This window comes from Methylophilus sp. DMC14, assembly GCF_056314085.1.
Window position 1 is genome coordinate 230,034 of sequence record NZ_JBQUZA010000004.1, and the last position, 26,420, is coordinate 256,453.

Consider the following 26,420-nt stretch of genomic DNA (forward strand, 5'->3'; position numbering starts at 1 on the left):
AGAATGCTGGGTAAACAATTGGCTGGCTTGATACAAGACACCGCCTCTCCCCCCCTGATGCGCCTCAATGGCACACCGATATTACGGCAGTCAGGCAGCACCGCCTGCCAAGAGTCACCTGACGCCATATTAGCCAGGAACTCCGCCAATGTTCAAGCCTGGTTTCACAAGGGGATGCTGTTCAAGCAGCAAAAAAATGTCCCGCAGGCCCTGCACTGCTTCAACCAGGCCCTGCATCTTGATCCTGAGCACGAACCCACGCTTATCGAATGCGGCAACTTGCTGTTTGAATTAGAGCAATTTGAGTTTTCGCTCGCCCATCATGAATTTGCCTTACAGTTAAACCCGGCTTGCGTTGCCGCCTTGCACAGCAAAAGCCTGATCCTGAGTCGGCTCGGCCGCTATGAAGAAGCCTTGCTCAGTGCAGACCAACTGGTCGGCTATGCACCCACGCTGGCACCGGCTTTATTATGCCGAGGCAGCATCTTACACATGCTTGGCCGCCATCATGAGGCCTTGGCCAGCTACCAGCAAATCCCGCTAGCCGATCAGCAGAGCGCGTTGTTTTACCTTAATCTGGCCAACCTGTATCTGGATATGCTGGACATTGACATGGCCAGCGACTGTTATCGTCAGGCGCTGACACTTGAACCACACAACCCAACCTTGCACTGGAATCTGGCGTTATTCCTGTTGCTCACAGGTGATTATGCGCAAGGCTGGGCCTTGTACGAGAGTGGCAAACATGCACCACATCTGCCCAGGGGACGCCGTGCGGTCTGTGTGCAACCGATGTGGACCGGCGAACAACCCCTGCAAGGCAAGCGTATCTTGCTTTACGCCGAACAGGGGCTGGGCGATACCATCCAGTTTATACGCTACGCCAAACTGGTCGCCACCTTGGGCGCACAGGTGATTATTGAAGTGCAAGCGAGCCTGATTCCCTTGTTGCGCTCGCTGGGGCCAGACTATTTACTGATTGCTGCGGGCAGCGCTTATCAGGACTATGATTACCATTGTTCGCTTATGAGCTTGCCATATATCTTCAAGACAGAACTCGGCAATCTGCCTCAGCGCACCCCTTACCTGTTTGCCGCACCTGACAAGGTAAGCCGTCTGCAGATGACAGATCAGAACAGATTACGGATAGGCCTGGTCTGGTCAGGATCCACCACGCATCAGAAAGATCGTTACCGCAGTATTCCGCTAGCGCAGTTAGCGCCGTTGCTGGTACTGGATGCGAGTTTTCATAGCCTGCAAAAAGAAGTCCGCGACACTGACCTGGTTGCGTTAAGCGGGCTGCCACAACTCACGCAGCACCAGGCCGAACTAGAGGATTTTAGCGATACAGCTGCGCTCATCGCACACATGGATCTGATTATTTCAGTGGATACTTCAGTCGCACATCTGGCTGGCGCCATGCACAAACCGGTATGGATATTGTTACCTGACCCACCAGATTTCCGCTGGCTGCTCGCACGCGAAGACAGTCCGTGGTACCCCTCGGCCAGACTGTTCAGAGCGCATGACCATGATTGGACAAGTGTCATTACAGACGTCAAACAGGCGCTGGCAGAAGTGATTGCAGAAAAAGCGTAGACGCGGGAACTCTCTGGCAAAACAAGATGCGGCAATGTTACTGCTACAAAGTCTCTATCTGAGACTGGCCAGTTTAATGGTCGGCCTGCCCTTGTTCCAGCTTGTATAACCAGGCCAGAATTTCAGCAATCGCCTGGTACAGCTGTGGGGGAATATGGGCATCGAGTTCGACCTGCATGAGCAGGTTGAGCATGGCTTGTGACTCATGCACATAGACTTCGTGTTCTTGCGCCAGGGCAATGATGCGTTGTGCGAGCAGACCATTGCCTTTGGCCACCACGCGTGGCGCCAAATCCCCGGCTTCGTAAGCCAGGGCCACGGCAGATTGGGTATAAGGCTTATCCTGCTGCATATTGCGGCCTGTGCTGCGCGATTTCTTCACGCACGATTTGCAAGGAATCCAGCTTCACTCCAGAAGCTTGCAGATTCATGGCCAGCATACTGCGGCCAGATTGCATTTCCTTGAGGCTAGCTGCATCCGTGGGCTGCACACGGACACTAAAGCGCCCGTTAGCCAGCGTGATTCTTACAGCCACCTCGCCCAGCCTTGGCAGCTGCAATTTCAAATTACTAAACAAACTGTTTAAAGTCGGGTCTTCGCTAGACTGCTGGGAATTTTTGCGCTCACTGACCTGCCACTCCATCATCTGGCCGGGCCAGACTTCACCATGCCAAATCACACGCTGTTGTTCCAGCACCTGTAACTGTTGCGACACCATCTCCGGCGGTACAAAGTGAGGTTTGTTTTGCGGCTCTTGCAGTAGCTGATGCCAGGGCCGGGTGCCCAGCGTCGCCTCTTTCAGGTGAGACTCATAGAACAAGCCCGAACTATCCAGCGCATGCTTGAGATCTTGAGCTAGCACTTGCGGCTTTTGCGGGCTGTTGCTGACCACGGTTTGTGCCTGCAAGACGGCAGATTGCGACTGAAACGGGCTGGCATCCAGCCAGCGCTGTAGGTTTCTGGCGGGAGAACTTAACTCGACCAGACTCGATTGCCCGGCCGCATTCTGTACCAGACTTTGCATAGTAGCGGGGTTGTCTGCATGTGGCGTCTCTGCCAGCAACCCAGCTGTCGACAGCCGAGTCGTGCCCGCCGCGGAAGACTGCACACCCCAGCGCACTTGCGGATAGCCCTCGGCGTCTTTGCTCTGGCCTTGTGCCAGCCCCATAAACTGCATGTTCAGTGTTTGCTGTTGCGACAAGTAAGCGGGTAATTGCATCTGCACCACCATGGGTGGCTGGTTGGGTAGCTGGATTTGCACTTTAAAAGCAGCCAGGTCGGCATTGCCTGCGCCTTTTTGAGCGGTGTCTTTTTGCAAAATCAGTCCGGTAAACTGCATGCCTGGACGCATGCGTTCCCATAAAGGAGCTTCGGCCTGGGTACCTTCCACCGGCATGATGGAAGTGACCGCACGCAAGTTCTCAGTTTCACTGGTAATGAAACGTTGTGAGAGGACTTGCGGGATAGGAATCATCTAAATCACATCCGGTGGGGTGCGTGCATGTAGCTGCGCATCAAAAATCATATCGGTAATACGATGCATGACGGGATACAGCAAATTACGGATCTCGCCATCATCGGCCAAAATTTTCTGCACCAACTCCTGTTTGCGCAAATGCTGTGCCTGTGTCAATTGCTCAGATTGTAAACGCAGGGTTTGTTCCAGCGCTTTGATTACTTCAATCTTCAGCATATACGACTGCTCAAGCTCAGTGACCTTTTCCCAAGCATTTTGCTGGGCAGCGAGCAGCATCTGCTCCATGATTTTGGCAGCAGACTCATAAGTATTAATGAGTGCCTTGGACATATCATGCCCCGGCCATGGTGAGATGTTGATAAGCCATGGCCGTTTCTGCAACCTGTTGCTGTGCAAGGCGGCTCATCCCGGATTTTTCCAAGACTTCCCAGGCCCCTTTCAACTCCATCAGCAGTTGCTGGACCTCGCTCACTTTAGCACTGTCTTGCCGCAAACTCGCTTGCATGAGGGTCCGTATCATGTACTCATATAACTGGTCGAGATTAAGTGCAACCTCTCCGCCTGCGCGTTTGTTTAAACTGGCACGCAAACCTGAATCAATGATGGCAATGGCCTTGGAAATGTACTCGCCTTTTTGCGTAATATCCTTTTTCTGGATCGCTTGCTGTGCCCGGATGCACGCCGTCACTGCACCTTCATAGAGCATAATCGTCAGCTTGAGCGGACTGGCATCTACGACACCTGTTTCCAAACCTACTTTGGCGTAGGCATTAATGGCAGATTGTTTCGATCCAAACATCATGATTCTCCTGATAATATTCCGCAATTAGCTATTTTTACTTATAGCAGCCAGTTGTTGTGTGAGTGAGTTGCTCTGGTTTTGCATACTGCTCAGTAAAGCATCCAGTTGTGCATATTGAGAGCGATAACTTGCCTCTAGACTTGGCAGCTTAGCGCTTAAGTCATCTGCCTGTTTATTTAATGACTTGATTGAGGATTGTAAGCCGTCTGTTCTGGTCGCCAAGGCGGCATCTGAACTTAGCCAGCCATCAACCAGGCTACTCAACTCGCCGGCCAAGCCACGACTAAAGGTGACCGTACCACGGTCCCCTGTGGCAGAACCTAAAATAGTCAATTTAAGTCCTGCACTGTTCTGACCAAATGCGCCGGTCAAGGTATTGCCACTACCAATGGCATTGGCGCCATCAATCTGCCCTGCAACATCTTGCGAACTGCTAGCCGCTTGAGAGACATTGACAGCATAGGTACCAGAAACCGTGGTATCACCACTACTAACAAAACTCACCAACGGATCCGTTGTGCTGGCTGAGGGTGAAAAGATTTTGGCAATATCTGAAGGACTATTGGCTACCGCTTTCTGGAACTTGGTATCATCCAGAGTCATGACCCCGCCATCGCCTACAGTGACCCCAATGTCACTCAAGGTACGGTAGGTCCCAGCCGTGGGTGAAACGCGGGACATCATTAACCCAAGTTTTACTGTCACGTCACGGGCTACCGAGTCGCCAAGCAGGGGGCCGTTAGAGGAAGAGCCGCCATCTACAAACTTAGTCAGGTCACGCAGACTGCTATTGAGCTTGTTGTAAGCATCTACAAAACTCTGTACCGAGCTCTTGATCGTACTATTGTCTGTGGCGATCGTCATTGAGTTAGTGGTGCTGGTAACCGCCTTCAGGTTTAAAGTCACGCCCTGAATCACATCAGTAATGGTGTTACTCGCCTTGCTGATGTTCAAACCGTCCACTGTCAGCTGCGCATTTTGTGCAGATTGAAGCTCGCTCAGGTTTTTGCCACTGCCACTCGAAGCGGTCGGGTCATACGCAAACGTTGACAAGCCACTGCCATCTGTATTATTACCGTCATTATCATTGACATCAATTTTGAGGCTGTTGGCTGCACCGGTATCTGTGGAAGTAATCACAAGTCGGTTACCTGTACCGTCGTTAACAATAGAGGCCGTAACAGAAGCGTTTTGTGCGTTAATCGCATCACGGATCCCGGACAAGGTATTGTTACTACTGTCAATATTCACCGTGATCGCATTTTTACTACTGTTTGTGGTAAAAGAAGCCGCGGTATTACCGTTGGCAGGTGTATAAGTGCCAAAGGAAATTTTTAGACTTCCAGTCCCAAAAGTAGTACTAGCATCACTGTAGGCAGACGTGGTGATACGTTGTGAAGTCGCCAGCTGGCTCACCGAAATACTATGGTTGCCATTGGTCGCGGTACCATCTGAAGTCGCGCTAATACTGTTTGAATCGGTCAACGTAACGGATTGCGCATTAAACTTGCCAGGACTGGACAGGCTATCCAAAGCCGTTTGGAAGGTACTCAACCCGCTTTTCAAAGTACCGTAAGCAGAAAGTTTGGAGTTGTAAGAAGAGACTTGAGTCTGAATCTGGGTAATCGGCTGCTGAGCCACACTCATCAAGCTACTGACAATAGAGTCAATGGGTAATCCTGATTGCCCTACTGAGCTTACTAACGATGCCATAATCTAGTCTCCAAATACACTCACAATTGATCACACTGTCTGACGAATGACTAGCCCTCTTAATTTATCCAGCGTCTTGCTAATGGCAAGTACCTCCTCGTTAGGGATTTGCCTGAGCACCTTCTGCGTTTCGGTGTCGACCACTTTCACGACAATACGGTCTGTGTCATCATCAATCGAAAACTGTATGGTTTGCAGCGCAGGCGCCACATAGTCATTCAGTTTTTGTACTGCTCCTGTCAAAGTCGCCTTATCCAGCACTTCGGCAGGCTTTTGCTCACCACTGGCTTCTGCATATTTCACCAGCTTCAAGCTATTCACTGCGGGCACCCCTGTTACTGTGCGGTTACCGCCAACACCATCCATAGATTGAGTCATGATGCTGCTCCTCTGCTTAGCCTAAAATCCACAGAGGGATTCCCCTGTGGATATCATTCAAATGTCTTGAGAATTAACCTCTGAGCAAGCTCATGACACTGTTAGGCAACTGGTTAGCCTGAGCCAACATCGCAGTCCCTGCCTGTTGCAGAATCTGGTTACGTGTCATATTCGCGGTTTCTGCCGCAAAGTCTGCATCCGTAATCCGGGATTTCGCTGCAGAAATATTTTCCACATTCACTTGCAGGCTGCTTACCACCGCTTCAAAACGATTCTGGTACGCACCCAAGCTCGCACGTGAAGTGTTCACTGAATCCAGTTGCGCATCAATCGCTGTAATCGCGTTAGTCGCAGCTGAGGCACTTTGAACGTTACCAGTCAACGAAGCCGCAGACACTGCACTCACTTGCAGAGTATCTGCAGAGCCAGAACCAATCTGGAAAGTATAGCCAGAACCACCAAACACATTCAAACCGTTAAACTGTGTAGAAGTACTCAGGCGGGTTAATTCTGATGATAGTTGCTGGAATTCTGTATCCAGGTTAGCACGGTCACCAGAACCATAAGTACCGTTTGATGCTTGTACTGCCAGTTCACGCATACGTTGCAAAGCATCGGTGGCTTTAGACAAACCACCTTCTGTCACTTGCAGGTAAGAAATCGCATCGTTAGAGTTACGGATCGCGACGTTACTGCCGCGAATTTGTGAGTCCATACGAGTGGCAATCGCCATGCCCGCTGCGTCATCTTTAGCGCTATTGATGCGCAAGCCAGAAGACAAGCGTTGAATCGATTGATTCAGGCCGGCCTGTGAGGCATTCAAATTACGCTGTGCATTCAGGGATGCAATGTTGGTATTAATTACAGAAGCCATGTTAAATCTCCTTTAGAGTCGTATATCCAATGAGTGTCAAATCGGCATGTCATATCAACGTTGATTCACTGTATTGACTACGTGTTTGCTATTCAGCGTTGTTATTACTGTTATCGGCCTCATCTCAAATTTCTTTAATGCTGGATTTGAAATTTCTGTTTGGCAGACCATGCACTTGAAACTATTTACGACTCCTCTCGGAAAAACTTTAATATCAAACCATTATGCAAATTCAAGCCGTGCAACATTGCTACCATGCCAGTATCAGCATGGTTATCGCGTCAGCACGACTTGGCCTATTGTTGTGAGAAAAACTTCGAGTAATTTTCTTCAGTCCTGCAGACTCCATGAAATCATTTTGTGCTCACTACACTCAAGTGACTTAGCGATACACCAACGTGCCTACTTTACCGGAGTCCAGCCAGCATAATTTGGTAAAACAACGGCGTTTTTACCTGCTTATCTTCAAAGACACGTAGACTCTTGCTGATGAATGAAGTACTTTTGAAAGAAATAACCTGTGACGGTATGCTTTTCATTTCCCCAAGCTTGAAACATTGAATTCTGCCTTGTAGATCATAAAACAAAGGAAAGAGAAAGGACGGCAACGCCTGTCAGACGTCACAAGGATACATCAACAGATAAGCATGTCATGCGCATTTGGGACACGCCAGCGTATGTGTTTCATGCTTTTAGTTTATACGGCTACCCAGGCTGGGGAGCGAGACGCGGGATTAGAATGTTTGCGACTAAAAAGAAAAGCGAGCACCTGTTTTGACAAATGCTCGCCCTGGTTCGATCGACCGGAGAATACTTAACCTCTGAGCAAGCTCATGACACTGTTAGGCAACTGGTTAGCCTGAGCCAACATCGCAGTCCCTGCCTGTTGCAGAATCTGGTTACGTGTCATATTCGCGGTTTCTGCCGCAAAGTCTGCATCCGTAATCCGGGATTTCGCTGCAGAAATATTTTCCACATTCACTTGCAGGCTGCTTACCACCGCTTCAAAACGATTCTGGTACGCACCCAAGCTCGCACGTGAAGTGTTCACTGAATCCAGTTGCGCATCAATCGCTGTAATCGCGTTAGTCGCAGCTGAGGCACTTTGAACGTTACCAGTCAACGAAGCCGCAGACACTGCACTCACTTGCAGAGTATCTGCAGAGCCAGAACCAATCTGGAAAGTATAGCCAGAACCACCAAACACATTCAAACCGTTAAACTGTGTAGAAGTACTCAGGCGGGTTAATTCTGATGATAGTTGCTGGAATTCTGTATCCAGGTTAGCACGGTCACCAGAACCATAAGTACCGTTTGATGCTTGTACTGCCAGTTCACGCATACGTTGCAAAGCATCGGTGGCTTTAGACAAACCACCTTCTGTCACTTGCAGGTAAGAAATCGCATCGTTAGAGTTACGGATCGCGACGTTACTGCCGCGAATTTGTGAGTCCATACGAGTGGCAATCGCCATGCCCGCTGCGTCATCTTTAGCGCTATTGATGCGCAAGCCAGAAGACAAGCGTTGAATCGACTGATTCAAGCCGGCCTGTGAGGCATTCAAATTACGCTGTGCATTCAGAGATGCAATGTTGGTATTAATTACAGAAGCCATGTTTAGTCTCCTTCAGAGTCCTATTATGTAGTTAGTGTCAAAGCGGCATGTCATATCAACGTTGATTCACTGTTTAACTACGTGTTTGCTATTCAGCGTTGTTATTACTTTTATCGACTTCACCAGAAATTTCTTTAATGCTGAACTTTAAATTTCGGCTTGGTAGATCATGCACTTGACACTATTTACGACCCTACTCAGAAAAACTTTAAACGAGGCGATACGTGTACTTGCCTCATTACACTCTGAAAAATTGGTGTACCAACTCAATCCCTTGGTCGACAGCCGTGACTGAGAGGTGAGGGCCCATAGGTAAACTCAGTACTTGATTGGCATAGCGCTCGGCACAAGGAGAATGACCTGCTCGCCAACCGAGCACCTGATAGGACTGTTGGAAATATAGCGGGACGGGATAATGAATCAGGGTTTACACCCCATGCTTTGCAACCATGTTTGCAAAGCATTAAGAAGCACTGGGCCAGGCGTGTATTTCACTCATCCAGCGCGGCCAGTTTGACTGAAAGCAAGGCGGCTTGCAATGGATCCAGACGGCTATTCACGCCCGGTTCCAGATTATAATGTTTGACGACCGAGCCATCATTGCCAAGTATGCGTATACGCGGGGCGGGACGCTCATGCCGGATGGTGACTGCACCACCATCGCCCCAAGCCCCCAAATGCTTGCCTGAGTAAAGCCCTATGCGCGCCAATCCGTCGCCCCCTGACGGCGCTTGTGTAGCATCCAATAACACCAGCTAGCCATGCTGTTTAGCCAATTCACAAACGGCGTCCATCTCCGCCGGGTTACCATATAAATTGATTTTGGTTTTAGCTGTGATTTTTGCCTGAATGGCGGCAACATCAATATTGAACTGCCCGTCGGCAGGCTGAATAGGGACCACAGTTGCGCCGACCGCACTCCTAGTCAGGTCTCAACAAAATATAAGTATGAGAGGGGACGATCACTTCATCCCCTTCCCTCATCTCCAAGACGCACAAGGCCAAGGTCAGTGCATCGAGGACATTGCCGACGCCGACACAATGCGGTGGCCCGGTATACGCGGCAAACTGGGCTTCCAAGGCCTCCACGTCTGAGCCCCAATATACAGGCCAGAACGGGTAGCCTTTAACAGGGGTCGCACACGTCACCGCAAAGATTGCAGCATGCTGCTTAACTATATCGCATCTGGCAATCGCATCTGGAAACTTTAAAAGTTGAAAAAACAAAACCAGTTTTACCGGCCTATCTTAAGTGATGGAGGTCTGATGCGTACATGGGTTAACCAAGAATGAGGAAGTCGCGAGCCTTTGCCTAGACAAAAGCCCACGACCTGTAACAAGTACAACAAGAAAACTGCTGAAAGACTACCCTTTAATCAGCGACATGACGCTGTTCGGCAACTGGTTGGCCTGGGCCAGCATCGCCGTGCCTGCTTGTTGCAGAATCTGGTTACGGGTCATCTTCGCTGTTTCTGCCGCGAAGTCCGCATCCATAATCCTGGATTTCGCTGCTGACACATTTTCGGTATTGACTTGCAAGCTGCTGATGACGGCTTGAAAACGGTTTTGGTACGCACCCAAGCTCGCACGGGATGTGTTCACTGCATCCAGTTGCGCATCAATCGCGGTAATCGCTGCCGTCGCACCCGCTGCAGTTGAAACGTTACCGCTCAAGGTCGCTGCTGTGACTGCACTTACTTGCAAGGTATCTGCAGAACCAGAACCAATCTGGAAAGTATAGCCAGAACCACCAAATACGTTCAAACCGTTAAACTGAGTAGAAGTACTCAAGCGGGCTAATTCCTGCGTCAACTGCTGGAATTCTGTATCCAAGTTGGCCCGGTCGCCAGAGCCGTAGCTACCGTTGGCTGCCTGAACCGCCAGTTCCCGCATCCGTTGTAGGGCATCAGTGGCTTTAGACAATCCACCTTCCGTTACTTGCAGGTAGGAAATCGCATCGTTCGAGTTGCGGATCGCTACATCGTTACCACGGATCTGGGAATCCATACGCGTTGCAATCGCCAAGCCTGCAGCGTCGTCTTTAGCACTATTTACGCGCAAGCCTGAAGACAAGCGTTCAATAGATTGATTCAGACCGGCTTGAGATGCATTTAAATTGCGCTGGGCATTTAATGATGAAATATTGGTATTAATGACTGCAGCCATGTTAAGTCTCCTTAATGTACAAAAATATAGAGCTTCATGCTAAGTCTTAATGTCACACTCAAGCTCTTCAATCTGTATTAAATTAATCTGATTTCGCATGTTCTTACTAAAGTTCAGCAAACGCTGACCGTAATAGTAAGAACGTTGCGTCAAGTTTAGAATCACTTTATCGCAGCCCCTACCAATTGATTTCAGCAAATAGAAAGCGGTTTTGCCGCCATTTCTACAAATACGTCTGTCTACTGATTAAGAGACAAAAAGGTTCCCGGCCCGCTACACCGCCTTAAGAAGGCACAGTTTGCTTACATGCATGCAAATTAACCCATAAATACACGTATATTCGCCTTAATAAAGCGCGTTTGAGTCCGATATAAATACAGAGAATACGCTCAATGAATGCGAAGGAGGATTTTCATGCAATCGTTTCTGGATTTGAATCAACTGACCAAAGGAATGCATCACTTTCAAGATGCAAAACCTTTCCGCCATGCCGTCATCGATCACTTCCTGAATCCTGAATTGGTGACAAGGATTGCATGTGAATTTCCCGAGTATGATTATGCTCGCTGGTTTCACTACCAAAACGAGATTGAAGACAAAAAAGCATTGAATGACTGGAATGCCTTTCCACCCCTAACCTATGCCCTATTCCAGGCACTTAACTCCGCACCCATGATAAACAAACTGTCAGAAATCGTTGGCACCCAGTTATATGCAGACAACGGTTTGCACGGTGGTGGCTGGCATATTCACGGCACTGGCGGTAATTTGAACCCACACTTGGATTATTCCATTCATCCAAAATTGGGTTTGCAGCGCAAAATCAATATCATTATTTATGTCTCAGAACAACTCAAGCCATATCATGGTGGGCATTTGGGGTTATGGAGTCACGACGCAGAGCAAGACCAGCCTGGCGAACTGATGAAAGAAATTTGCCCAAAATTTAACCGCGCCGTGATTTTTGATACGACTCAGAACTCTTGGCACGGCATGAGCCGCCCACTAACCCAGCCTTATGGGATCTATCGTAAGAGCCTGGCGGTGTACTATTTATGCGAGCCACCTATAGACGCAGACCCAAGGGGACGCGCTTTATTTGCGCCACGCGAAGAACAAAGGGATAACGCGGAGATTGCCGAATTAATCAAGATGCGTGCGGGAGTCAATACGTCTAGGTATGTATACAAAAAGAATACACAGCCAGTTCCTGCCGTGATGGATACGGTGCGGATTGAATCGCTTTGAGTGACCCATCATCGCGAACAATCAAATGCGCATTAAACAAAAACTGCGGGGCATGACACAACACACACATTGCCCTATGATTAAGTTTGGCTTGACAGCCAGCCTGCGATAAGAAAAGATTTGTCACTTTTAACTTCTGGTTGTGAGCACACATGAAAGCGGTAATTTTGGCAGGGGGTTTCGGTACCAGGATCAGCGAAGAATCACACCTGAAACCCAAACCGATGATAGAGGTCGGCGGTAAACCGATTTTATGGCACATCATGAAACATTATTCTTTTTATGGGATTAATGAATTCATTATTTGCCTGGGTTACCGCGGCTATTTCATCAAAGAGTATTTTGCCAACTATTTTTTGCATATGTCGGATGTCACGTTTGATATTCAAAAGAACGAAATTCAGGTGCATGACAACAAATCTGAACCATGGCGTGTCACCCTGATCGACACTGGCATGCATACCAATACGGGTGGACGTCTGAAGCGGGTCAAGCAATTTATTGGCGATGAAGACTTCTGCTTCACTTATGGCGATGGCCTGAGTGATATCAACATACAGCAATTGGTGGCCTTTCATCAACAAAGCGGCAAATTGGCGACCATGACCGCCGTCCAACCTCCGGGCAGATTCGGAGCGGTTGCCATTGATGACCAACAGATTGTCAGACGATTTCAAGAAAAGCCTGAAGGAGATGGTGGCTGGATTAATGGCGGCTTTTTTGTGTTATCGCCTGCGGTGCTTGATTATGTTGAAAGCGACGAAACCGCTTGGGAAAGAGAGCCTCTGGAGAAACTCTCGAGCCAGGAGCAATTGCAAGCATGGCTGCACCATGGTTTTTGGCAGCCGATGGATACCATGCGCGATAAAGCATACCTTGAACAATTGTGCTTAGATAACCGCGCCCCCTGGAAAGCCTGGGAACAATCAGCATGACCCCTGAGTTTTGGCAAGGCAAGCGCGTTTTTATCACCGGCCACACCGGATTCAAGGGCGCATGGCTAACGACCTGGCTGCATACCTTAGGCGCACAGGTCACCGGATACGCCCTGCCTCCGCCTACGCAACCCAGCTTGTTTGCGTTAACTAAGCTACAGCAAGATATCACCCATATTGAAGGAGATATTCGCGACCTCTCTGCGCTCACCTTGGCTATTCAGAACAGCCAGCCTGACATCGTTTTTCACCTGGCCGCCCAAAGCCTGGTTCGGCCTTCTTACCAAGCGCCGGTCGACACTTATGCAACCAATGTCATGGGTACCGTGCATATCCTCGAAGCCATACGCCAAACGCCGACCATTCAAGTGGCGGTGATGGTCACCAGTGATAAATGCTATGAAAATAAAGAGCAAATCTGGGGCTATCGTGAGCAAGACAGTATGGGAGGCAATGATCCTTACAGCAATAGCAAGGGCTGCGCAGAACTGGTCACACATGCCTACCGCACGTCTTTTATGGATCATGAGCATGCCACGGCAATTGCTTCTGCCAGAGCTGGCAATGTCATTGGCGGCGGCGACTGGGCACAGGATCGACTGATTCCTGATATTATTCAATCTCTAATGAAACAAAGCCGCGTGACATTACGCTTTCCGAATGCCATTCGCCCTTGGCAGCATGTATTGGAACCGCTTTCGGGCTATTTGCTACTGGCGGAACGTTTATTCAGCGCCGGCAAACAATATGCAGAAGGCTGGAATTTTGGCCCGGGCGAAGAAGATGCTTTAACAGTAGAATGGATCACCCATGCATTGTTTAAAGCATGGGGAGCGCCCCTGGACTTTATGATTGAAAACTCACATCTGCATGAAGCTGGCTTACTTAAGCTGGATTGCACAAAAGCGCGGTCGCGTTTGAACTGGCAGCCTCAATGGACGGCAACTACGGCCATTCAGCAAGTCAGTGATTGGTACAAAGCGTATATTGCGGGCCAGGATATGCTGGCATTCACTCGCCAACAGATTCTACAATATCAACAAACGCTGGTAGCAAACCAGCAGCTCCATTTTCGAGCCCCTCATTAGGAACAAGGTTTGAGTACGCAACAAGAAATACGACAACAGATTGCAACGCTGGTAGAGGCGTATGCTCAAATTCAATATACCAAGCAGCCTTTTGTTGGCGGCGAATCCGTCATTCCGCCCTCTGGAAAAGTGTTGGATGCAGACGAATTAAAATTCATGGTAGAAGCTTCGCTCGATGGCTGGCTGACCACTGGACGTTTTAATGCTGCATTTGAACAACGCCTTGCCGAATATCTGGGCGTCAAATTTGCATTGACGACCAACTCTGGTTCCTCTGCCAATCTACTGGCTTTTTCGGCACTCACGTCATCCCGGCTGGGCGAGCGTGCGATTCAACCCGGCGATGAGGTAATCGGCGTGGCGGCAGGGTTTCCAACTACAGTGAACCCCATTCTGCAATATGGCGCAGTCCCTGTGTTTGTCGATATTGATTTAGCGACCCACAACATAGATGTCACTCAGCTGGAAGCAGCGATCAGCCCTAAAACAAAGGCCATCATGTTGGCACACTCACTGGGCAACCCATTTAACTTGAAAGTCGTACTGGAAATCTGCAAAAAATATCAGCTGTGGCTGATTGAGGATAACTGCGATGCGCTAGGTTCGCGCTACCAAGGGCAATTAACAGGCACGTTTGGGGATATAGGCACGCTCAGTTTTTATCCGGCGCATCATATCACCATGGGAGAAGGTGGTGCAGTATTTACTAATCATCCTGAGCTCAAGAAAATCATCGAAAGTTTTCGTGACTGGGGGCGCGACTGTTATTGTGCTCCAGGTAAAGACAATACTTGCCAAAAGCGCTTTTGCTGGAAACTGGGCCAACTCCCTGAAGGATATGACCACAAGTACACTTATTCCCACTTAGGTTACAACCTGAAAATTACCGATATACAGGCGGCGTGTGGCTTAGCCCAACTGGATAAACTAGATGGGTTTATACAAGCCAGAAAAGCGAATTTTGCGTACTTATCTGAGCGCCTGTCCTCTTGTGCCGAATTTCTCACCTTACCAGAGGCCACTGCCGACAGTGACCCTTCCTGGTTCGGCTTTCTGCTTACACTCAAGCCTGAAGCTGGTATCCGTCGTGTAGACATGCTGAACTATCTGGACCAGCATAAAATAGGGACGCGCCTGCTTTTTGCCGGTAACCTGACGCGGCAACCATACATGGCAGGTCGCCAGTACCGCATCAGCGGCGATTTGCACATCACTGACCTGGTCATGAACCAGAGCTTCTGGATAGGCGTCTACCCTGGGCTGACCGGACAGATGCTGGATTATGCCTGTACGCAAATCGAAACCTATTTGGGATTGCATTTTGATTAACTGTCAGAGTCAGATAAATGGCCAGATGCAAAATGACCGGATGAAGCAGCGCTTAGACATTTAGGCGATTTTTCGATATATTCGGACGCAACACTTTATCCCGCACGCGAGCAACCAAGGATTAACAGCATGATTTCCCATATTCCCACCCGGTTAGTGATTCTGGAAATGGCCAATAACCATATGGGCGATGTAAACCATGGCATTGCATTGATCCAAGCGTTTGCCCGGGTTTGTAAGCCCTTTCCATTCAAATTTGCTTTCAAACTGCAATATCGTGATCTGGATACCTTTATCCACCCACAAATGCAAGGTCGCGATGACATCAAATATATTAAGCGCTTCTCAGAAACGCGTTTGACTCGACAAGATTTCGACCGCCTGATCGAAGAAATCCGTGCCAATGGCTTTCTGGCGATGTCTACCCCCTTTGATGAAACTTCAGTTGACCTGATCGAAGCACAACAACTGGATATCATAAAAATCGCTAGCTGTTCCTTTACTGACTGGCCACTAATAGAGCGCATTGCACAGACAAACCAACCCATCATCGCCTCCACGGCAGGTGCGAGCTTGGATCAGATAGACCGCGTGGTCAGCTTTTTAACGCATCGCAAAAAGCAATTCGCAATCATGCATTGTGTGGGAGAGTATCCCACCCCAGACTCTCATATGCATTTGTCGCAAGTGGACGTGCTCAAAGAGCGGCTCAGAACGCGCTATCCCGAAATCAACATCGGTTTTTCTACCCATGAATCTCCAGAGAATCTCGATATTGTCAAAATGGCGGTGGCCAAAGGCGTGGGTATTTTTGAAAAACATGTAGGCCTCGCCACTGACAAATATAGCCTAAACGCCTACTCTGCCGCCCCAGAACAACTGGAGGCCTGGTTGCAGGCCATGCAATATGCCATCACCGTATGTGGGGAAAGCCAGCAAAAGCGTCCCATCAATGCACAAGAAGCCGCCAGCTTGCGTAGCCTGCAACGCGGTGTATTTGCCAAACGCGACATCCCTGCAGGACAAGTGCTCAGCAACGCCGATATCTACTTTGCTTTTCCACCAGAAGAGGGCCAGTTGACTGCCAATGATTGGTCAAAATATGCGCGCTTTAGCACCAGCTCCGCTATCGCCAAAGATGCAGCCATCACACCCAAAAACACAGAGGCAAGCGATACGCGCCAAACCATACTCGACATCATCAAAAACGTGAATGAATTCCTGAAGCAAAGCAAGGTCGTCGTGCCAGGGAGTGCAGATCTGGAAATTTCACACCACTATGGCTTAGAGCAATTTAGTAAAACCGGCCTGACACTGATTAATGTCATCAACCGCGACTACTGCAAAAAGTTACTGGTCACGTTGCCTGGACAGAGCCACCCTGAACAATACCACCAGCACAAAGAAGAAACCTTTCATGTCTTGTATGGTGAGGTCAAACTTACCCTCAATAATATATGCCATTTACTCACCCCAGGTGACGTTGTCACGATTGAACCTGGAACACGCCATGCTTGGACCAGTGACACCGGCGCTGTCATAGAAGAAATATCGACCACACATATCGTCAATGACTCCTACTATACCGACCCCCAAATCATGGCGAACAAAACTCGAAAAACGGCGCTCACCTACTGGCTGGATAAGTAACGCCACCCTCCTAAGAAAGAATAGTCATGCCTAGCCAGATTCGCGTTGCCGATTTTATCGCTCACTTTATCGCCGACTGCGGTGTAAACCATGTATTCATGTTACCCGGCGGAGGGGCCATGCATCTCAATGACGGCCTGGCGCAATGCTCGCGTTTAACTGCAGTGGCCTGCTTGCATGAACAGGCCGCAGCAATTGCCGCCGAAGCATACGCCCGCATTAATGAAAATATCGGCGTCGCGATGGTCACCACTGGCCCAGGAGCAACCAATGCCATCACGGCAGTCACTGGGGCATGGATAGAATCGGTGCCTATGATGGTGATTTCCGGCCAGGTAAAACGCGCCGACATGCTGCGCGGTGCACCGTTACGGCAAAAAGGTGTGCAAGAAGTCGACATTATTAGCATGGTCAAAAGCGTGACCAAATATGCGGTCACAGTTGAAAACCCAGCTGAAATCAAGCAAATCATGCAAGAAGCCTATTACCGTGCCCGCGAAGGCCGCGCTGGCCCGGTATGGATTGATGTGCCGCTGGATGTACAAGCGAGCCCGATTCAGCCTGAAACTTTGGCAGCATTTACGCCACCAGCCCTCCAAGCAAATCTGGACCTCAGCACGCAGATTTCCCAATTGAAGGCACTATTGCAACAAGCGCAACGCCCAGTATTAATGGCAGGTCACGGCATCCGGCTGGCTGGTGCTGCAAAACTGTTCCAGCAAGTGGTCGAACAACTGGGCATCCCTGTGGTGGCCACCTGGAACGCCATGGATTTGTTGCCGTATGAGCACGATTTATTTATCGGGCGTCCTGGTGTGGTCGCGCTACGTGCCCCCAACTTTGCCGTACAAAACTGCGACCTACTCATCAGCATAGGCAGTCGACTGGATAATATTATTACCGCCTATAACCCACGAGGCTTTGCACGAGCCGCAAGCAAAGTAGTGGTAGATGTCGATGCCAACGAAATTGAAAAGCTGGACATGGATGTAGCGTTGCCCATCGTCGCCGATGCTCACACCTTTTTGCAGCAACTGGCCACAAGTGGATTACATACACTGGATTGCCATGACTGGCGCCAGCACTGCTTATCATGGAAACAACGCTACCCAGTCAACGATGGTGCTGGTTTTGGCACACCGACACAAATTAGCCACTACCATTTTGTTGATACGCTCTCAGACGTCGCCAAGCCCGACACCCTGATTAGCACGGGGAGCTCTGGACTAGCCGTTGAAGCGTTTTACACCGTGTTCCGTAACAAGCCAGGTCAACGGATATTCTTAACCTCTGGCCTAGGCTCCATGGGCTATGGCCTGCCTGCGGCCATCGGCGCCTGTTTCGCCAATGGCTTAAAAACCATGCTAGCCATCGAAAGCGACGGTAGCTTACAACTTAATCTTCAAGAGTTAGCGACCGTGCGTGCGTTCAATCTGCCCATGTGCATCCTAATTATGAATAACGGCGGTTACTGCTCTATTCGCAACACACAGCGCAATTACTTTAACGAGCGCTACATAGGCACAGGACCAGAAGCTGGCTTGTGGCTACCAGACCTGGCAAAAATTGCCGAAACCTATGAATTACCGTTTATGAGAATTGAAGACCCGTCCACGTTACAAGTGCAATTACAAAAAGCGCTCGCTTTGGCTACCCCTTGCCTTGTGGATATCCGCCTGATCGAAAACGAAACGCTGGCGCCTAAAGCCAGCGCCATGCCACAACCAGATGGCAGCATTATTTCCATGCCGCTGGAAGATATGTCACCATTGTTGCCACTAGAAACGCTTAAAAAGGAAATGTATATTCCATTAAGCGACAGCTCTATCAAAACAACACGAAACTAAAGCATAATTCGCGGCTTATAGTGGAACTGATTTTTATGTGATCAAGAATTTAAATGCACGCCCAAGCAAAAGCTCTTTAGCCTTAAATGAAAGCTAAATTGCAAATCTGAAGCCAAAGATGCAATAGAAGACACTATTAGCCCAACCCATCGGAGTGGTTTTAATCAAGACTTTCTGAACCTGTCAGCCATTAAAGCATTATTGAGATAAGCCATTATGAAAGTTAAGTTTGCATGAAACAAACATCCCCTCTGGTCAGTATTATTATTTATAACTATAACTATGGCAGATATTTACGAGCATGCTTTGATAGTGTTTTAAATCAAACTTACCAAAATATTGAAATATTGTTTTCTGATAATGACTCTAAAGATGACTCATGGGCGATTGCCTGTGAATATAGCCGTTTATATCCGAACAAATTCTTTATCGCTAAAAATCGCCAAAATTTCGGACAAACAGCAAATTTTAAAAACTGTTTTACAAATATCCGCGGCAAGTATTTTTTAGTCCTAGGCTCGGACGACATTCTCAAACCCGAGTATATTTTAAAAGCTACAACCTTAATGGAGGCTCATCCTGATGTTGGCTTGGCACTGGTACACCGAGCCATTTTAGATGAGGAAAACCAAGTACATGAGGATGCCCCATTTTATAATCAAACCTGTAAAATTCCTGCCCCTAAACAAGCAGCGGTTTACATGATGGCAACAGTCAATCCTAGTATTACGCAGGCCTTTTATCGGACTCAATCGGCGTTAAGCGTGATTCATCTTGGCGGAAGTGGTAGTAGATTTCATGGGGCTAGAATTCTAGACTTTGATATTGCATGCCAACAGGCGGTTATTTATATCAATAAAGCCCTGCTTTTTCATCGGGTGCATGGTGGTAATGATGCATCGCAAGCCACCCATCATTTAATGGATGTGCTAGGTGCATATGTAATGAATTTTGATTTTCAGGAAAAAGCGGATGCCCTTAATTTACCTGAGATTTCTGACAGACTCGACGCATCTATTGAAAAAAACGCCAATCTCTCGCTAAGGTATTCGGTAAACGCATTAAAAATGCGAAATCTGACTCTCGCTGAACGATACTTTCATTTGGCTTTTGCATTGCACCCCACAGTAAAACAAACTCCGCTTTATCAAGAATTATCGGCACTTTTTAATGCCAGCACAGATCAGGCGGCACGCATTGAAAAAATAATCTTAGCCCATACACATCATACGAAACGCACTGCTTCCTACGCTCCTCCCGAAGGTAGCCTGACACTTGCAATTGAATGTGTGCCAATCATTAGCCAATGATTAGTTCCGGCTGGTATTTTTGGTATTCGGTTTCAATCGGAATATGAAAAATTTCGATATACTCACTCCAAAAATCTGTGACTTTTGCGTATTCATAGGCAAGCACAAAATGATTTTTTGCGTTTTTTTCTTGATTAAGTTTGGTATAACAGACACCCGCATAATAATGGGCAATTGCATGATCAGGCTTCACATTAATGACGTTCAAGAAACTCTCAAGTGCTACCTCATAGTGCCCCAACTTTAGATTTGCGTTGTGTACAAAATTGAGCTCAATATTCATGAGATAACACATGTATTGCACATATTCTGGTGTGCAGTGCTCGGTTTCAACGACTGCGCGTTTATAGTTTGCTTTCAGCGGACTGACTTTAAAATAGTCATTCGCTTCACAAGTTGCATACATTTCACTCCCTGGAATCGGAGTCGCGACAAACACCCTAAACCAATCTGCATTGATAGTCTTTAAGAACTCCCTACTATCGTCGATATCTTGTTTGGTTTCGCCTGGCATCCCAAGAATGACATTACAATCCGTAAAAATACCTGCCTCTCGACAGTTCTTTACCGCTTTTGGAATCAAATCTAAACGTAGTGGTTTTTTCATCAACTCTTTTAACACACGCTCGCTGCCAGACTCAATTGGCAACACTAAGGCATCTACTCCAGAATGTTTTAATAGTTTTAAAAACTCAATATCTAGGGCATAAATTGCCAAGGCATTTTGAAAAAACATGCCTAATCCTAGCTTGCCTAATCCATCCACAATCTTATAAGGTCGATCTTTGCCGGCCATAAAGTGGTCATCTTGAATGACCACACCATCAATACCATACCGCTCAATCATTTTTTTTGAATCTTCGAGTACTCGCTCTATGCTGTGATAGCGCATATCACGACCATGTGCAGCGTGCGAAGCACAAAAAGTGCATTTAAACGGACAACCGCGAGAAGTCATGATAGGCATGCTGTAGCGATAAGATTGTTTTTCAACTGTACCATTTGGCGTTTCAATCATTACACCATCAGCAAAATCACCATTACTCATTTTTGCTTTGTATTTTTCACTCACTGAGTATCTGGAAGAGGTTGGGTTGAGCTTGTAGCCCTCTAAATCCAAAATATCGTAATCTAGCATCGGGATTTCATCGAGATCCTCAATAAAATCATGTGTGAGGTTTATTGATGCATCTCCCAGTTTTTCTCTGGTTGCCCAAGAAACACTTTGGCGTAAAAAAGCTTGTTTATCTTTTGCCTGCATAAGTCCAAGCAAGCCCTTTTCACCTTCGCCGTAACACACAGCATCCACATATATGCTATCGTTCAAAATATCGCGATACATCGCCGTTGGAAAGTTACCTCCTACCAAAATCATCGTGTCCGGGAAAATTTCTCGTGCCACTTGTGATAAATCAAGAATACTGTTGTATGCAGGCGTAAATAAAGCTGAAATTCCCACATAATCAGGCTTGATATTTAACGCAGAAATTTTGTTTTTAAAATATTCAATAAAGTTGGCATAATCAAAAGCAGCCTCTTGATTTAAAGTGACATTAAAGTCAATCGCTTGAACATCTACTGTTAAAAATTGCTTGATGTAAGCTGATAACGAAACGACTCCCAGTGGAATATCCGTAATTAACGAGCCAAACAGTTTTTGACCATGATTTTTCTGAATGGTACTGATGTTACTTGGCGGATTTACAAAATCCTCAAAAGTAATATTAGGTGGGATTAAAAAAAGAAGTGTTTGCGTTCCTGCCTCTTGTGACTGAAGCTGTTGCCTCTGTTTTTTAGGTATTTTGGAACCTTTTGAGTAAATGTGAATAGCTTGCAAAGTATTCTCCCTCTTTACTTAACCGCCAAAAGCATGCGCAGTATTCAATATTATCGTATCAGTGGGTGTCCAGGCATCGAGCTTTAACGTACAACGCGCCAATGCAATATTCGGGACATACCAATTGCGATTAATATTCCCAACACCATGCCTGCTATCACCTAGCACTTCAATTTTTTTATGAGGTGCGAGTAGTTTTTGTACTGTTTCCGCAAGCGCCAAAATGGAAATAGCTTGGTCAGAGCCTACGTTGTAAATTTTATTATTTTGCCCATCCACCAACAACGCCAACAGCCAATGCACTAAATCGCCTAAATATAAAAATGAACGCATCGGGCTACCATCACCTTTAACGGTAATTTTTTCTGCGCGTAGCGCATCGTAAATAAAGTTACCAATCGCATAATGAATATTAAGCGGTAAATCTGGCCCCGCAAACGAAAAACAGCGGGCAATGGTCGCTTCAAATCCAAATTTATCTGCGTAATAGCTACATAAAAACTCAGCCGCAAGTTTACCTTGTGCTAAGCCATTGACGGCATCAAGTGTATTTGGTGCCCCCTCATAGCTTTCGGACACCCAACCTTCAGGATAATTACCATAAGCGACACCAGAACTGGTAAATAATATTTTTTTTACACCCGATTGCGCTGCGAGTTGCAACACACGCTCCGTACCTTTAGTGAGCATGCGAAATTTTGCAAGCGAATCTTCCCCTGCAAAAGTCTCATGTGCAGAAGTCGTCGCCATATGAAGCACATGGGTAAACTGGCTGGCTGGGAAGATGAAATTTGTAACGTCACCTTGTAATGCGTAAATGCGTTCTGAACCCACTTCCCCCAACATTTCTGCTAAGAATAGTTGAGGATTTCTAGTAAGTACAGTAGCTTGGATATCGGTATTCAAGCGTTGATTTGCATCTACAAGTGCTGTAATAAACCAACGCCCAAATAGACCAGACCCTCCAGTAATAAATAAATGTGCCTTGTTTAATTTTTTCCAATACGCATCACTCTCTTCATGATGCGTTAAATAAGGTGTTAATCGCATCACATGTAAACCCGATACATTTCATGTTGTGGAATAATGTTATGCGGACAGCCATCATGCCATTGCCAATGACCATTTTGGTTGGATTGCGCAAACTGATATGCTTGTGTGGCTTGCAAGGTGTCTAGCAGCGAACAGCGATATAACATTGAAATAAAATGCCCGCGAACATCACGGTTTTTTGCCATCACCTCTTTCACACATAACGGCTCTAATTCTGCTTGCACACTGACAGCAAGTTCAGCTCGCGCCACTTTTTGAATACGCGTTGCAGCTAGCTCTTTAAAACGAATCACTCCTCCCGGCACATGCCAGCCTGGGCCATAAAACTCGTCTTCTCGCCAGGTGAGCAGGGTTTGGCCTTGTGCATTTTGTATCAGCAGATCGACATTAACCATCGGTGTTAGCTGGCTCACAAATAGAAAAACGGGCTTGGTCAAGCCTTCGCGTGCATTACCAATCGCAGATAAAATCGCTGAAAAATGTGGGGTTAAATCCGGCAACATGCCCTCTCCTGCTTTGTTTGCTCTGCTTTGTTTACGCTAAACAGCTTGCAATCCATCATCACGCAAAATGACCACTTGCTGCACATGGGGATATTGGTTGCAAATAATGCGTGCCACTTCATCGGAGTAGCTGGCGGCCATGACAATCATAGCTTTGACCGGCTGAACCGACAGTTGCGCTGGCGCGACAATTGGCACATGACTGGCGGGAGTAAACTTGTCTTGTTTAAACGGTGCAGAGTCCACCACATAGGCGATACGCCCACCAATGCCAGCCAACGCAATCACCGCTAATGCTTGATGCCCGGCACCCCATACCGCGACCTCTCCTACTGAAAACTGATCGAGAAAACCATGCAAAGCCAGCGAAATTTTCTGACGAAAATCGGAAAAAAAAGATAAATCAATTATCTCACGCTTGCGCACGACGGCGGACAAAATATAGTCTTGCCACACAGGGTTGCACTCCAGTACTTCAAAGCCGTTATTTTGTAAAAAATGTGTCAAGGTGGCTTGGGTAAAATACAGTAAATGATCGGCAATAAATTCCGAGAACAAGCCTTTTTGCACAATCATGTCAAAATTTGGTACTTCAATCAGGCCGATGGCGCCAGCGTTAAGCTGTGGCAAAAGCGCTTGCAGGCTTGTGCGTGGTGCTGGCCAATGTTCCATAAAATTGAGGCAGACAAAACCATCAAACGGGCCTGCGTCTAGGCTGCCCTTGGCCGCGTCACCCAAATAAGCTTGTGTGACCTTTAATCCATTTTTTTTGCAGGCTGCGACTGACGCTTGAGCATGCTCGATGCCATAAGCATCTAATCCGCTGTCCTGTAATAATGTCAGATACTCACCTTTGCCACAGCCAATTTCGAGTACTTTTTTGCCCACCAAGGCATACTGTGTTGCCCATTGTTTAAATTGGCTAAAGCGAAACGCTCCCATATCAGGTGAAAATGCCGCTGCCCGAATCACATCACGGTAGTAAGACACCGGCGGTGTACTGAGCTGAACCAACCCACATGAAGCACATTGGCAGACCTCAACGTCAACGCCTTGGTCATGTTGCAATTCAGGTTCACTGAGAAACCCTTGCGCAGAGGCGGGCATATTGCTGTATTTCAATAATGGCGCATTAAAGAAAACGCCGTCACATGCGCGACACTTTAATTTTGATTTTATCTGCTGATGGTCCATCAATCATCCAACGCTTTCTACCGAGGTACTTATATTCGCACAACACACTGTGCCACATATGTACAACAGAAACCAGATCAGGCTTTTATTCGCCTGCGATGAATTGAGCATCTTGCCATAAAACCCTCATGCATTATGATGAAATGAGGGTAATCAGTATGAGGAACATCTACACGCCGAGCAAGCTGACTGCGTAAGTCCACTTACCATAATTGTAAACTTTCGATGAGGATTAAAAATGAGTAAGCACAAACATATTTTGACTAGCCTGTGTCTATTAGCGTCGACAATAGTCGCGCAGCCAATTCACGCATCAACCTTTAAATTCTCCTATGTATTTAATACAGGACAGGTCGTTACTGGCTCATTCTCGGGCAACTTATCTGGGGATTTAGTCAGCAATCTTTCCAACATTTCGGTGAGCATTGACGGATTGTCCCTTTTAGGTTTAACCGCTTACAGCTATACGGCTCCCGGTAGCCACTGCGTTACATGTTATTCGGCTTCTGGTGCAGTTGCATCCTTTGATCCCTTGAAAAATAACTTCGTGTTTTCGAACGCCAACCTTGCGACAGGAGTAGGTGTCACAAACTATTTCTACATAATGCCGTGGCCTAACGGGGCAGGCAATCCTGTCGCCACTCAAGCGTTATTACATGGTACTTATATTAATTATTACAACGGTCAGTTTATTCCTCAGAATTGGCACCTTGCTGCCGTTCCGGAGCTGCAATCTGGCGTAATGCTCATTGCGGGACTTACTTTAATTGGCATAAGACGAAGCAGCCGCAAGGCTAACTGACAACGGTTCACATAAGCCGCACCCACTGACTGCGGCGTAAAGTATTAAACCAAAACCTGCGCACTGTACCACTTCAAGATTTTCGCCATGTTCTTGTGATAGGGTTCTGCTACCGGAAACCATTGTTCTATGGCAGGCATATTCTCGTAGTCCAACAATACGAGGACAGCATGTGTCAGACCACATGCACGACAGCTGAGCACAAAGACTTATTCGATTTCAAACTTGACTTGAGAAAGCGCACCGGGACGTATACCGTGATCCAAACCAAGAATACGTTTTAATGTCTCTGAGGCCGAATCGGCCACTGCGCGATCTAGCACAACCGCATAGTTTTCTTCATTGGCGATTTCACGGGCATAGCTCGCTGCAAAACTACCCAATAACACTGTACGTGTCTGATCGCTGCGATTATCTCCACTACGATGCCAGAGCATGCCGCTGGTAATAATGACAGAGCCCGCTTTGGCGATCACTTTCTGGCGAGCGCTTTGCAAAATAGTATCCGTGTCTTGCGGACGCATGTTAAAGGCATGGCTACCTGGAATCACCTCGGTCGCACCATTGACCTCGGTAAAATCATCCAGCAACCAGATGGTATTGGCTTTGATGTCCCAAGTGGGGTGCGGCTCAGGCACCGGCGTATCCAGATGCCATTTTTGCGCCTCGGCACACGGGCTGAGTATGTTGGCCTGAAAGCTGCTGAGGTAATATTTTTGATGTTGGGTATCACGTGCAAAGATCCACTCCATGGCGTCCAAAATATGCGGGTGCTGAATAATCTCTCTAAACACACTGCTTTTGTTGAGTAGGTTCCACACCCGTTGCAGCTTACCTGAGGCCGAGTACATGTGGCTCAACCCCAATGCCCGTTCTGCCTCTGCCAAATACGCGACTGCTCGCTTGACGATTGTCAGACGTTCGGCATCCAATACGTTTTCCAGGACAAAAAAGCCGTCTTTTTGATATTGTTGTTGATGTGCTTCAGAAAACATACGC

The 26,420-nt window shown here is 47.5% G+C and carries 25 protein-coding genes and 1 pseudogene; 9 read left to right on the top strand and 17 right to left on the bottom strand.

All coding sequences use genetic code 11. The features are described 5' to 3' along the window. Positions 1 to 3 precede the first annotated feature (3 nt). On the top strand, positions 4 to 1,599 hold the full coding sequence (locus ACT53C_RS10170; protein WP_476145881.1) for a tetratricopeptide repeat protein: 1,596 nt from the start codon (positions 4 to 6) through the stop codon (positions 1,597 to 1,599). A 73-nt stretch (positions 1,600 to 1,672) separates the two neighbouring features. On the opposite strand, the gene ACT53C_RS10175 is transcribed toward ACT53C_RS10170, so the two are convergent. The 12 genes and pseudogenes from ACT53C_RS10175 to ACT53C_RS10230 all read right to left on the bottom strand — a co-directional run bounded on the left by ACT53C_RS10175 (position 1,673) and on the right by ACT53C_RS10230 (position 10,625). After that, on the bottom strand, positions 1,673 to 1,951 hold the full coding sequence (locus ACT53C_RS10175; RefSeq protein ID WP_194746933.1) for an EscU/YscU/HrcU family type III secretion system export apparatus switch protein: 279 nt from the start codon (positions 1,949 to 1,951) through the stop codon (positions 1,673 to 1,675). Then, positions 1,938 to 3,074, bottom strand: coding sequence for a flagellar hook-length control protein FliK (gene fliK / locus ACT53C_RS10180; protein ID WP_476145883.1), 1,137 nt, complete (start codon positions 3,072 to 3,074; stop codon positions 1,938 to 1,940). The genes ACT53C_RS10175 and fliK overlap by 14 nt, the downstream gene beginning before the upstream one ends. Continuing rightward, positions 3,075 to 3,407 carry a flagellar protein FliT gene (locus tag ACT53C_RS10185; RefSeq protein ID WP_476145884.1) on the bottom strand — a complete coding sequence of 111 codons (333 nt, stop codon included), beginning with the start codon at positions 3,405 to 3,407 and terminating at the stop codon, positions 3,075 to 3,077. Position 3,408: 1 nt separating this feature from the next. Then, positions 3,409 to 3,879, bottom strand: coding sequence for a flagellar export chaperone FliS (fliS, locus tag ACT53C_RS10190; RefSeq protein ID WP_476145886.1), 471 nt, complete (start codon positions 3,877 to 3,879; stop codon positions 3,409 to 3,411). A 24-nt stretch (positions 3,880 to 3,903) separates the two neighbouring features. Further along, the gene (gene fliD / locus ACT53C_RS10195) at positions 3,904 to 5,592 is read right to left on the bottom strand and encodes a flagellar filament capping protein FliD (RefSeq protein WP_476145888.1); all 1,689 of its coding nucleotides are present in this window, start codon (positions 5,590 to 5,592) and stop codon (positions 3,904 to 3,906) included. A 30-nt stretch (positions 5,593 to 5,622) separates the two neighbouring features. After that, positions 5,623 to 5,970, bottom strand: a complete 348-nt coding sequence (locus ACT53C_RS10200) for a flagellar protein FlaG (RefSeq protein WP_476145890.1) — start codon at positions 5,968 to 5,970, stop codon at positions 5,623 to 5,625. A gap of 73 nt (positions 5,971 to 6,043) precedes the next feature. Next, the gene (locus ACT53C_RS10205) at positions 6,044 to 6,844 is read right to left on the bottom strand and encodes a flagellin N-terminal helical domain-containing protein (RefSeq protein WP_476145892.1); all 801 of its coding nucleotides are present in this window, start codon (positions 6,842 to 6,844) and stop codon (positions 6,044 to 6,046) included. Between the two features lie 814 nt (positions 6,845 to 7,658). Continuing rightward, positions 7,659 to 8,459 carry a flagellin N-terminal helical domain-containing protein gene (locus ACT53C_RS10210; protein WP_476145892.1) on the bottom strand — a complete coding sequence of 267 codons (801 nt, stop codon included), beginning with the start codon at positions 8,457 to 8,459 and terminating at the stop codon, positions 7,659 to 7,661. Positions 8,460 to 8,697: 238 nt separating this feature from the next. Then, positions 8,698 to 8,883, bottom strand: a complete 186-nt coding sequence (locus ACT53C_RS10215; protein ID WP_476146057.1) for a DegT/DnrJ/EryC1/StrS family aminotransferase — start codon at positions 8,881 to 8,883, stop codon at positions 8,698 to 8,700. A 67-nt stretch (positions 8,884 to 8,950) separates the two neighbouring features. Next, positions 8,951 to 9,388 (bottom strand): annotated as a pseudogene (locus tag ACT53C_RS10220) (DegT/DnrJ/EryC1/StrS family aminotransferase). Further along, positions 9,381 to 9,608 carry a DegT/DnrJ/EryC1/StrS family aminotransferase gene (locus ACT53C_RS10225; protein ID WP_476145894.1) on the bottom strand — a complete coding sequence of 76 codons (228 nt, stop codon included), beginning with the start codon at positions 9,606 to 9,608 and terminating at the stop codon, positions 9,381 to 9,383. The pseudogene ACT53C_RS10220 and the gene ACT53C_RS10225 overlap by 8 nt, the downstream one beginning before the upstream one ends. 216 nt (positions 9,609 to 9,824) lie before the next feature. Continuing rightward, positions 9,825 to 10,625: a flagellin N-terminal helical domain-containing protein gene (locus ACT53C_RS10230; RefSeq protein ID WP_476145896.1), complete on the bottom strand. Its 801-nt coding sequence runs from the start codon at positions 10,623 to 10,625 to the stop codon at positions 9,825 to 9,827. 414 nt (positions 10,626 to 11,039) lie between these two features. Here ACT53C_RS10230 and ACT53C_RS10235 point away from each other — a divergent pair, with 414 nt between their 5' ends. The 7 genes from ACT53C_RS10235 (at position 11,040) to ACT53C_RS10265 (ending at position 20,032) form a co-directional block, all read left to right on the top strand. Beyond that, complete coding sequence (locus ACT53C_RS10235) at positions 11,040 to 11,873, top strand: 2OG-Fe(II) oxygenase (RefSeq protein WP_476145898.1); 834 nt, start codon at positions 11,040 to 11,042, stop codon at positions 11,871 to 11,873. 152 nt (positions 11,874 to 12,025) lie between these two features. Further along, the gene (rfbF, locus tag ACT53C_RS10240; protein WP_476145900.1) at positions 12,026 to 12,808 is read left to right on the top strand and encodes a glucose-1-phosphate cytidylyltransferase; all 783 of its coding nucleotides are present in this window, start codon (positions 12,026 to 12,028) and stop codon (positions 12,806 to 12,808) included. Further along, a complete protein-coding gene (gene rfbG / locus ACT53C_RS10245; protein ID WP_476145902.1) occupies positions 12,805 to 13,896 on the top strand; it encodes a CDP-glucose 4,6-dehydratase in 1,092 nt (363 codons plus the stop codon). The genes rfbF and rfbG overlap by 4 nt, the downstream gene beginning before the upstream one ends. 9 nt (positions 13,897 to 13,905) lie before the next feature. Next, positions 13,906 to 15,225, top strand: coding sequence for a lipopolysaccharide biosynthesis protein RfbH (gene rfbH, locus ACT53C_RS10250; protein WP_476145904.1), 1,320 nt, complete (start codon positions 13,906 to 13,908; stop codon positions 15,223 to 15,225). A 129-nt stretch (positions 15,226 to 15,354) separates the two neighbouring features. Continuing rightward, complete coding sequence (locus ACT53C_RS10255; RefSeq protein WP_476145906.1) at positions 15,355 to 16,875, top strand: N-acetylneuraminate synthase family protein; 1,521 nt, start codon at positions 15,355 to 15,357, stop codon at positions 16,873 to 16,875. A 26-nt stretch (positions 16,876 to 16,901) separates the two neighbouring features. Further along, complete coding sequence (locus tag ACT53C_RS10260) at positions 16,902 to 18,722, top strand: thiamine pyrophosphate-binding protein (protein ID WP_476145908.1); 1,821 nt, start codon at positions 16,902 to 16,904, stop codon at positions 18,720 to 18,722. A gap of 233 nt (positions 18,723 to 18,955) precedes the next feature. Next, positions 18,956 to 20,032, top strand: a complete 1,077-nt coding sequence (locus ACT53C_RS10265) for a glycosyltransferase family 2 protein (protein ID WP_476145910.1) — start codon at positions 18,956 to 18,958, stop codon at positions 20,030 to 20,032. Here ACT53C_RS10265 and ACT53C_RS10270 read toward each other — a convergent pair. From ACT53C_RS10270 to ACT53C_RS10285, 4 genes are read right to left on the bottom strand one after another with little or no spacing between them, the layout of a single operon-like run. Then, a complete protein-coding gene (locus ACT53C_RS10270) occupies positions 20,022 to 21,869 on the bottom strand; it encodes a radical SAM protein (RefSeq protein WP_476145911.1) in 1,848 nt (615 codons plus the stop codon). The genes ACT53C_RS10265 and ACT53C_RS10270 overlap by 11 nt on opposite strands. An 18-nt stretch (positions 21,870 to 21,887) precedes the next feature. Then, positions 21,888 to 22,919, bottom strand: coding sequence for an NAD-dependent epimerase/dehydratase family protein (locus tag ACT53C_RS10275; RefSeq protein WP_476145913.1), 1,032 nt, complete (start codon positions 22,917 to 22,919; stop codon positions 21,888 to 21,890). Further along, complete coding sequence (locus ACT53C_RS10280) at positions 22,919 to 23,425, bottom strand: NUDIX domain-containing protein (protein ID WP_476145915.1); 507 nt, start codon at positions 23,423 to 23,425, stop codon at positions 22,919 to 22,921. The genes ACT53C_RS10275 and ACT53C_RS10280 overlap by 1 nt, the downstream gene beginning before the upstream one ends. 36 nt (positions 23,426 to 23,461) lie before the next feature. Then, complete coding sequence (locus tag ACT53C_RS10285; RefSeq protein ID WP_476145917.1) at positions 23,462 to 24,547, bottom strand: methyltransferase domain-containing protein; 1,086 nt, start codon at positions 24,545 to 24,547, stop codon at positions 23,462 to 23,464. Between the two features lie 310 nt (positions 24,548 to 24,857). On the opposite strand from ACT53C_RS10285, the gene ACT53C_RS10290 reads away from it, so the two are divergent. After that, entirely contained in the window at positions 24,858 to 25,421 is a 564-nt protein-coding gene (locus tag ACT53C_RS10290) for a hypothetical protein (protein WP_476145919.1), read from the top strand. Positions 25,422 to 25,630: 209 nt separating this feature from the next. Here the strand turns inward: ACT53C_RS10290 and ACT53C_RS10295 are convergent, their stop codons facing one another. Then, positions 25,631 to 26,416: a phytanoyl-CoA dioxygenase family protein gene (locus tag ACT53C_RS10295; RefSeq protein ID WP_476145921.1), complete on the bottom strand. Its 786-nt coding sequence runs from the start codon at positions 26,414 to 26,416 to the stop codon at positions 25,631 to 25,633. Between the last annotated feature and the right edge of the window lie 4 nt (positions 26,417 to 26,420).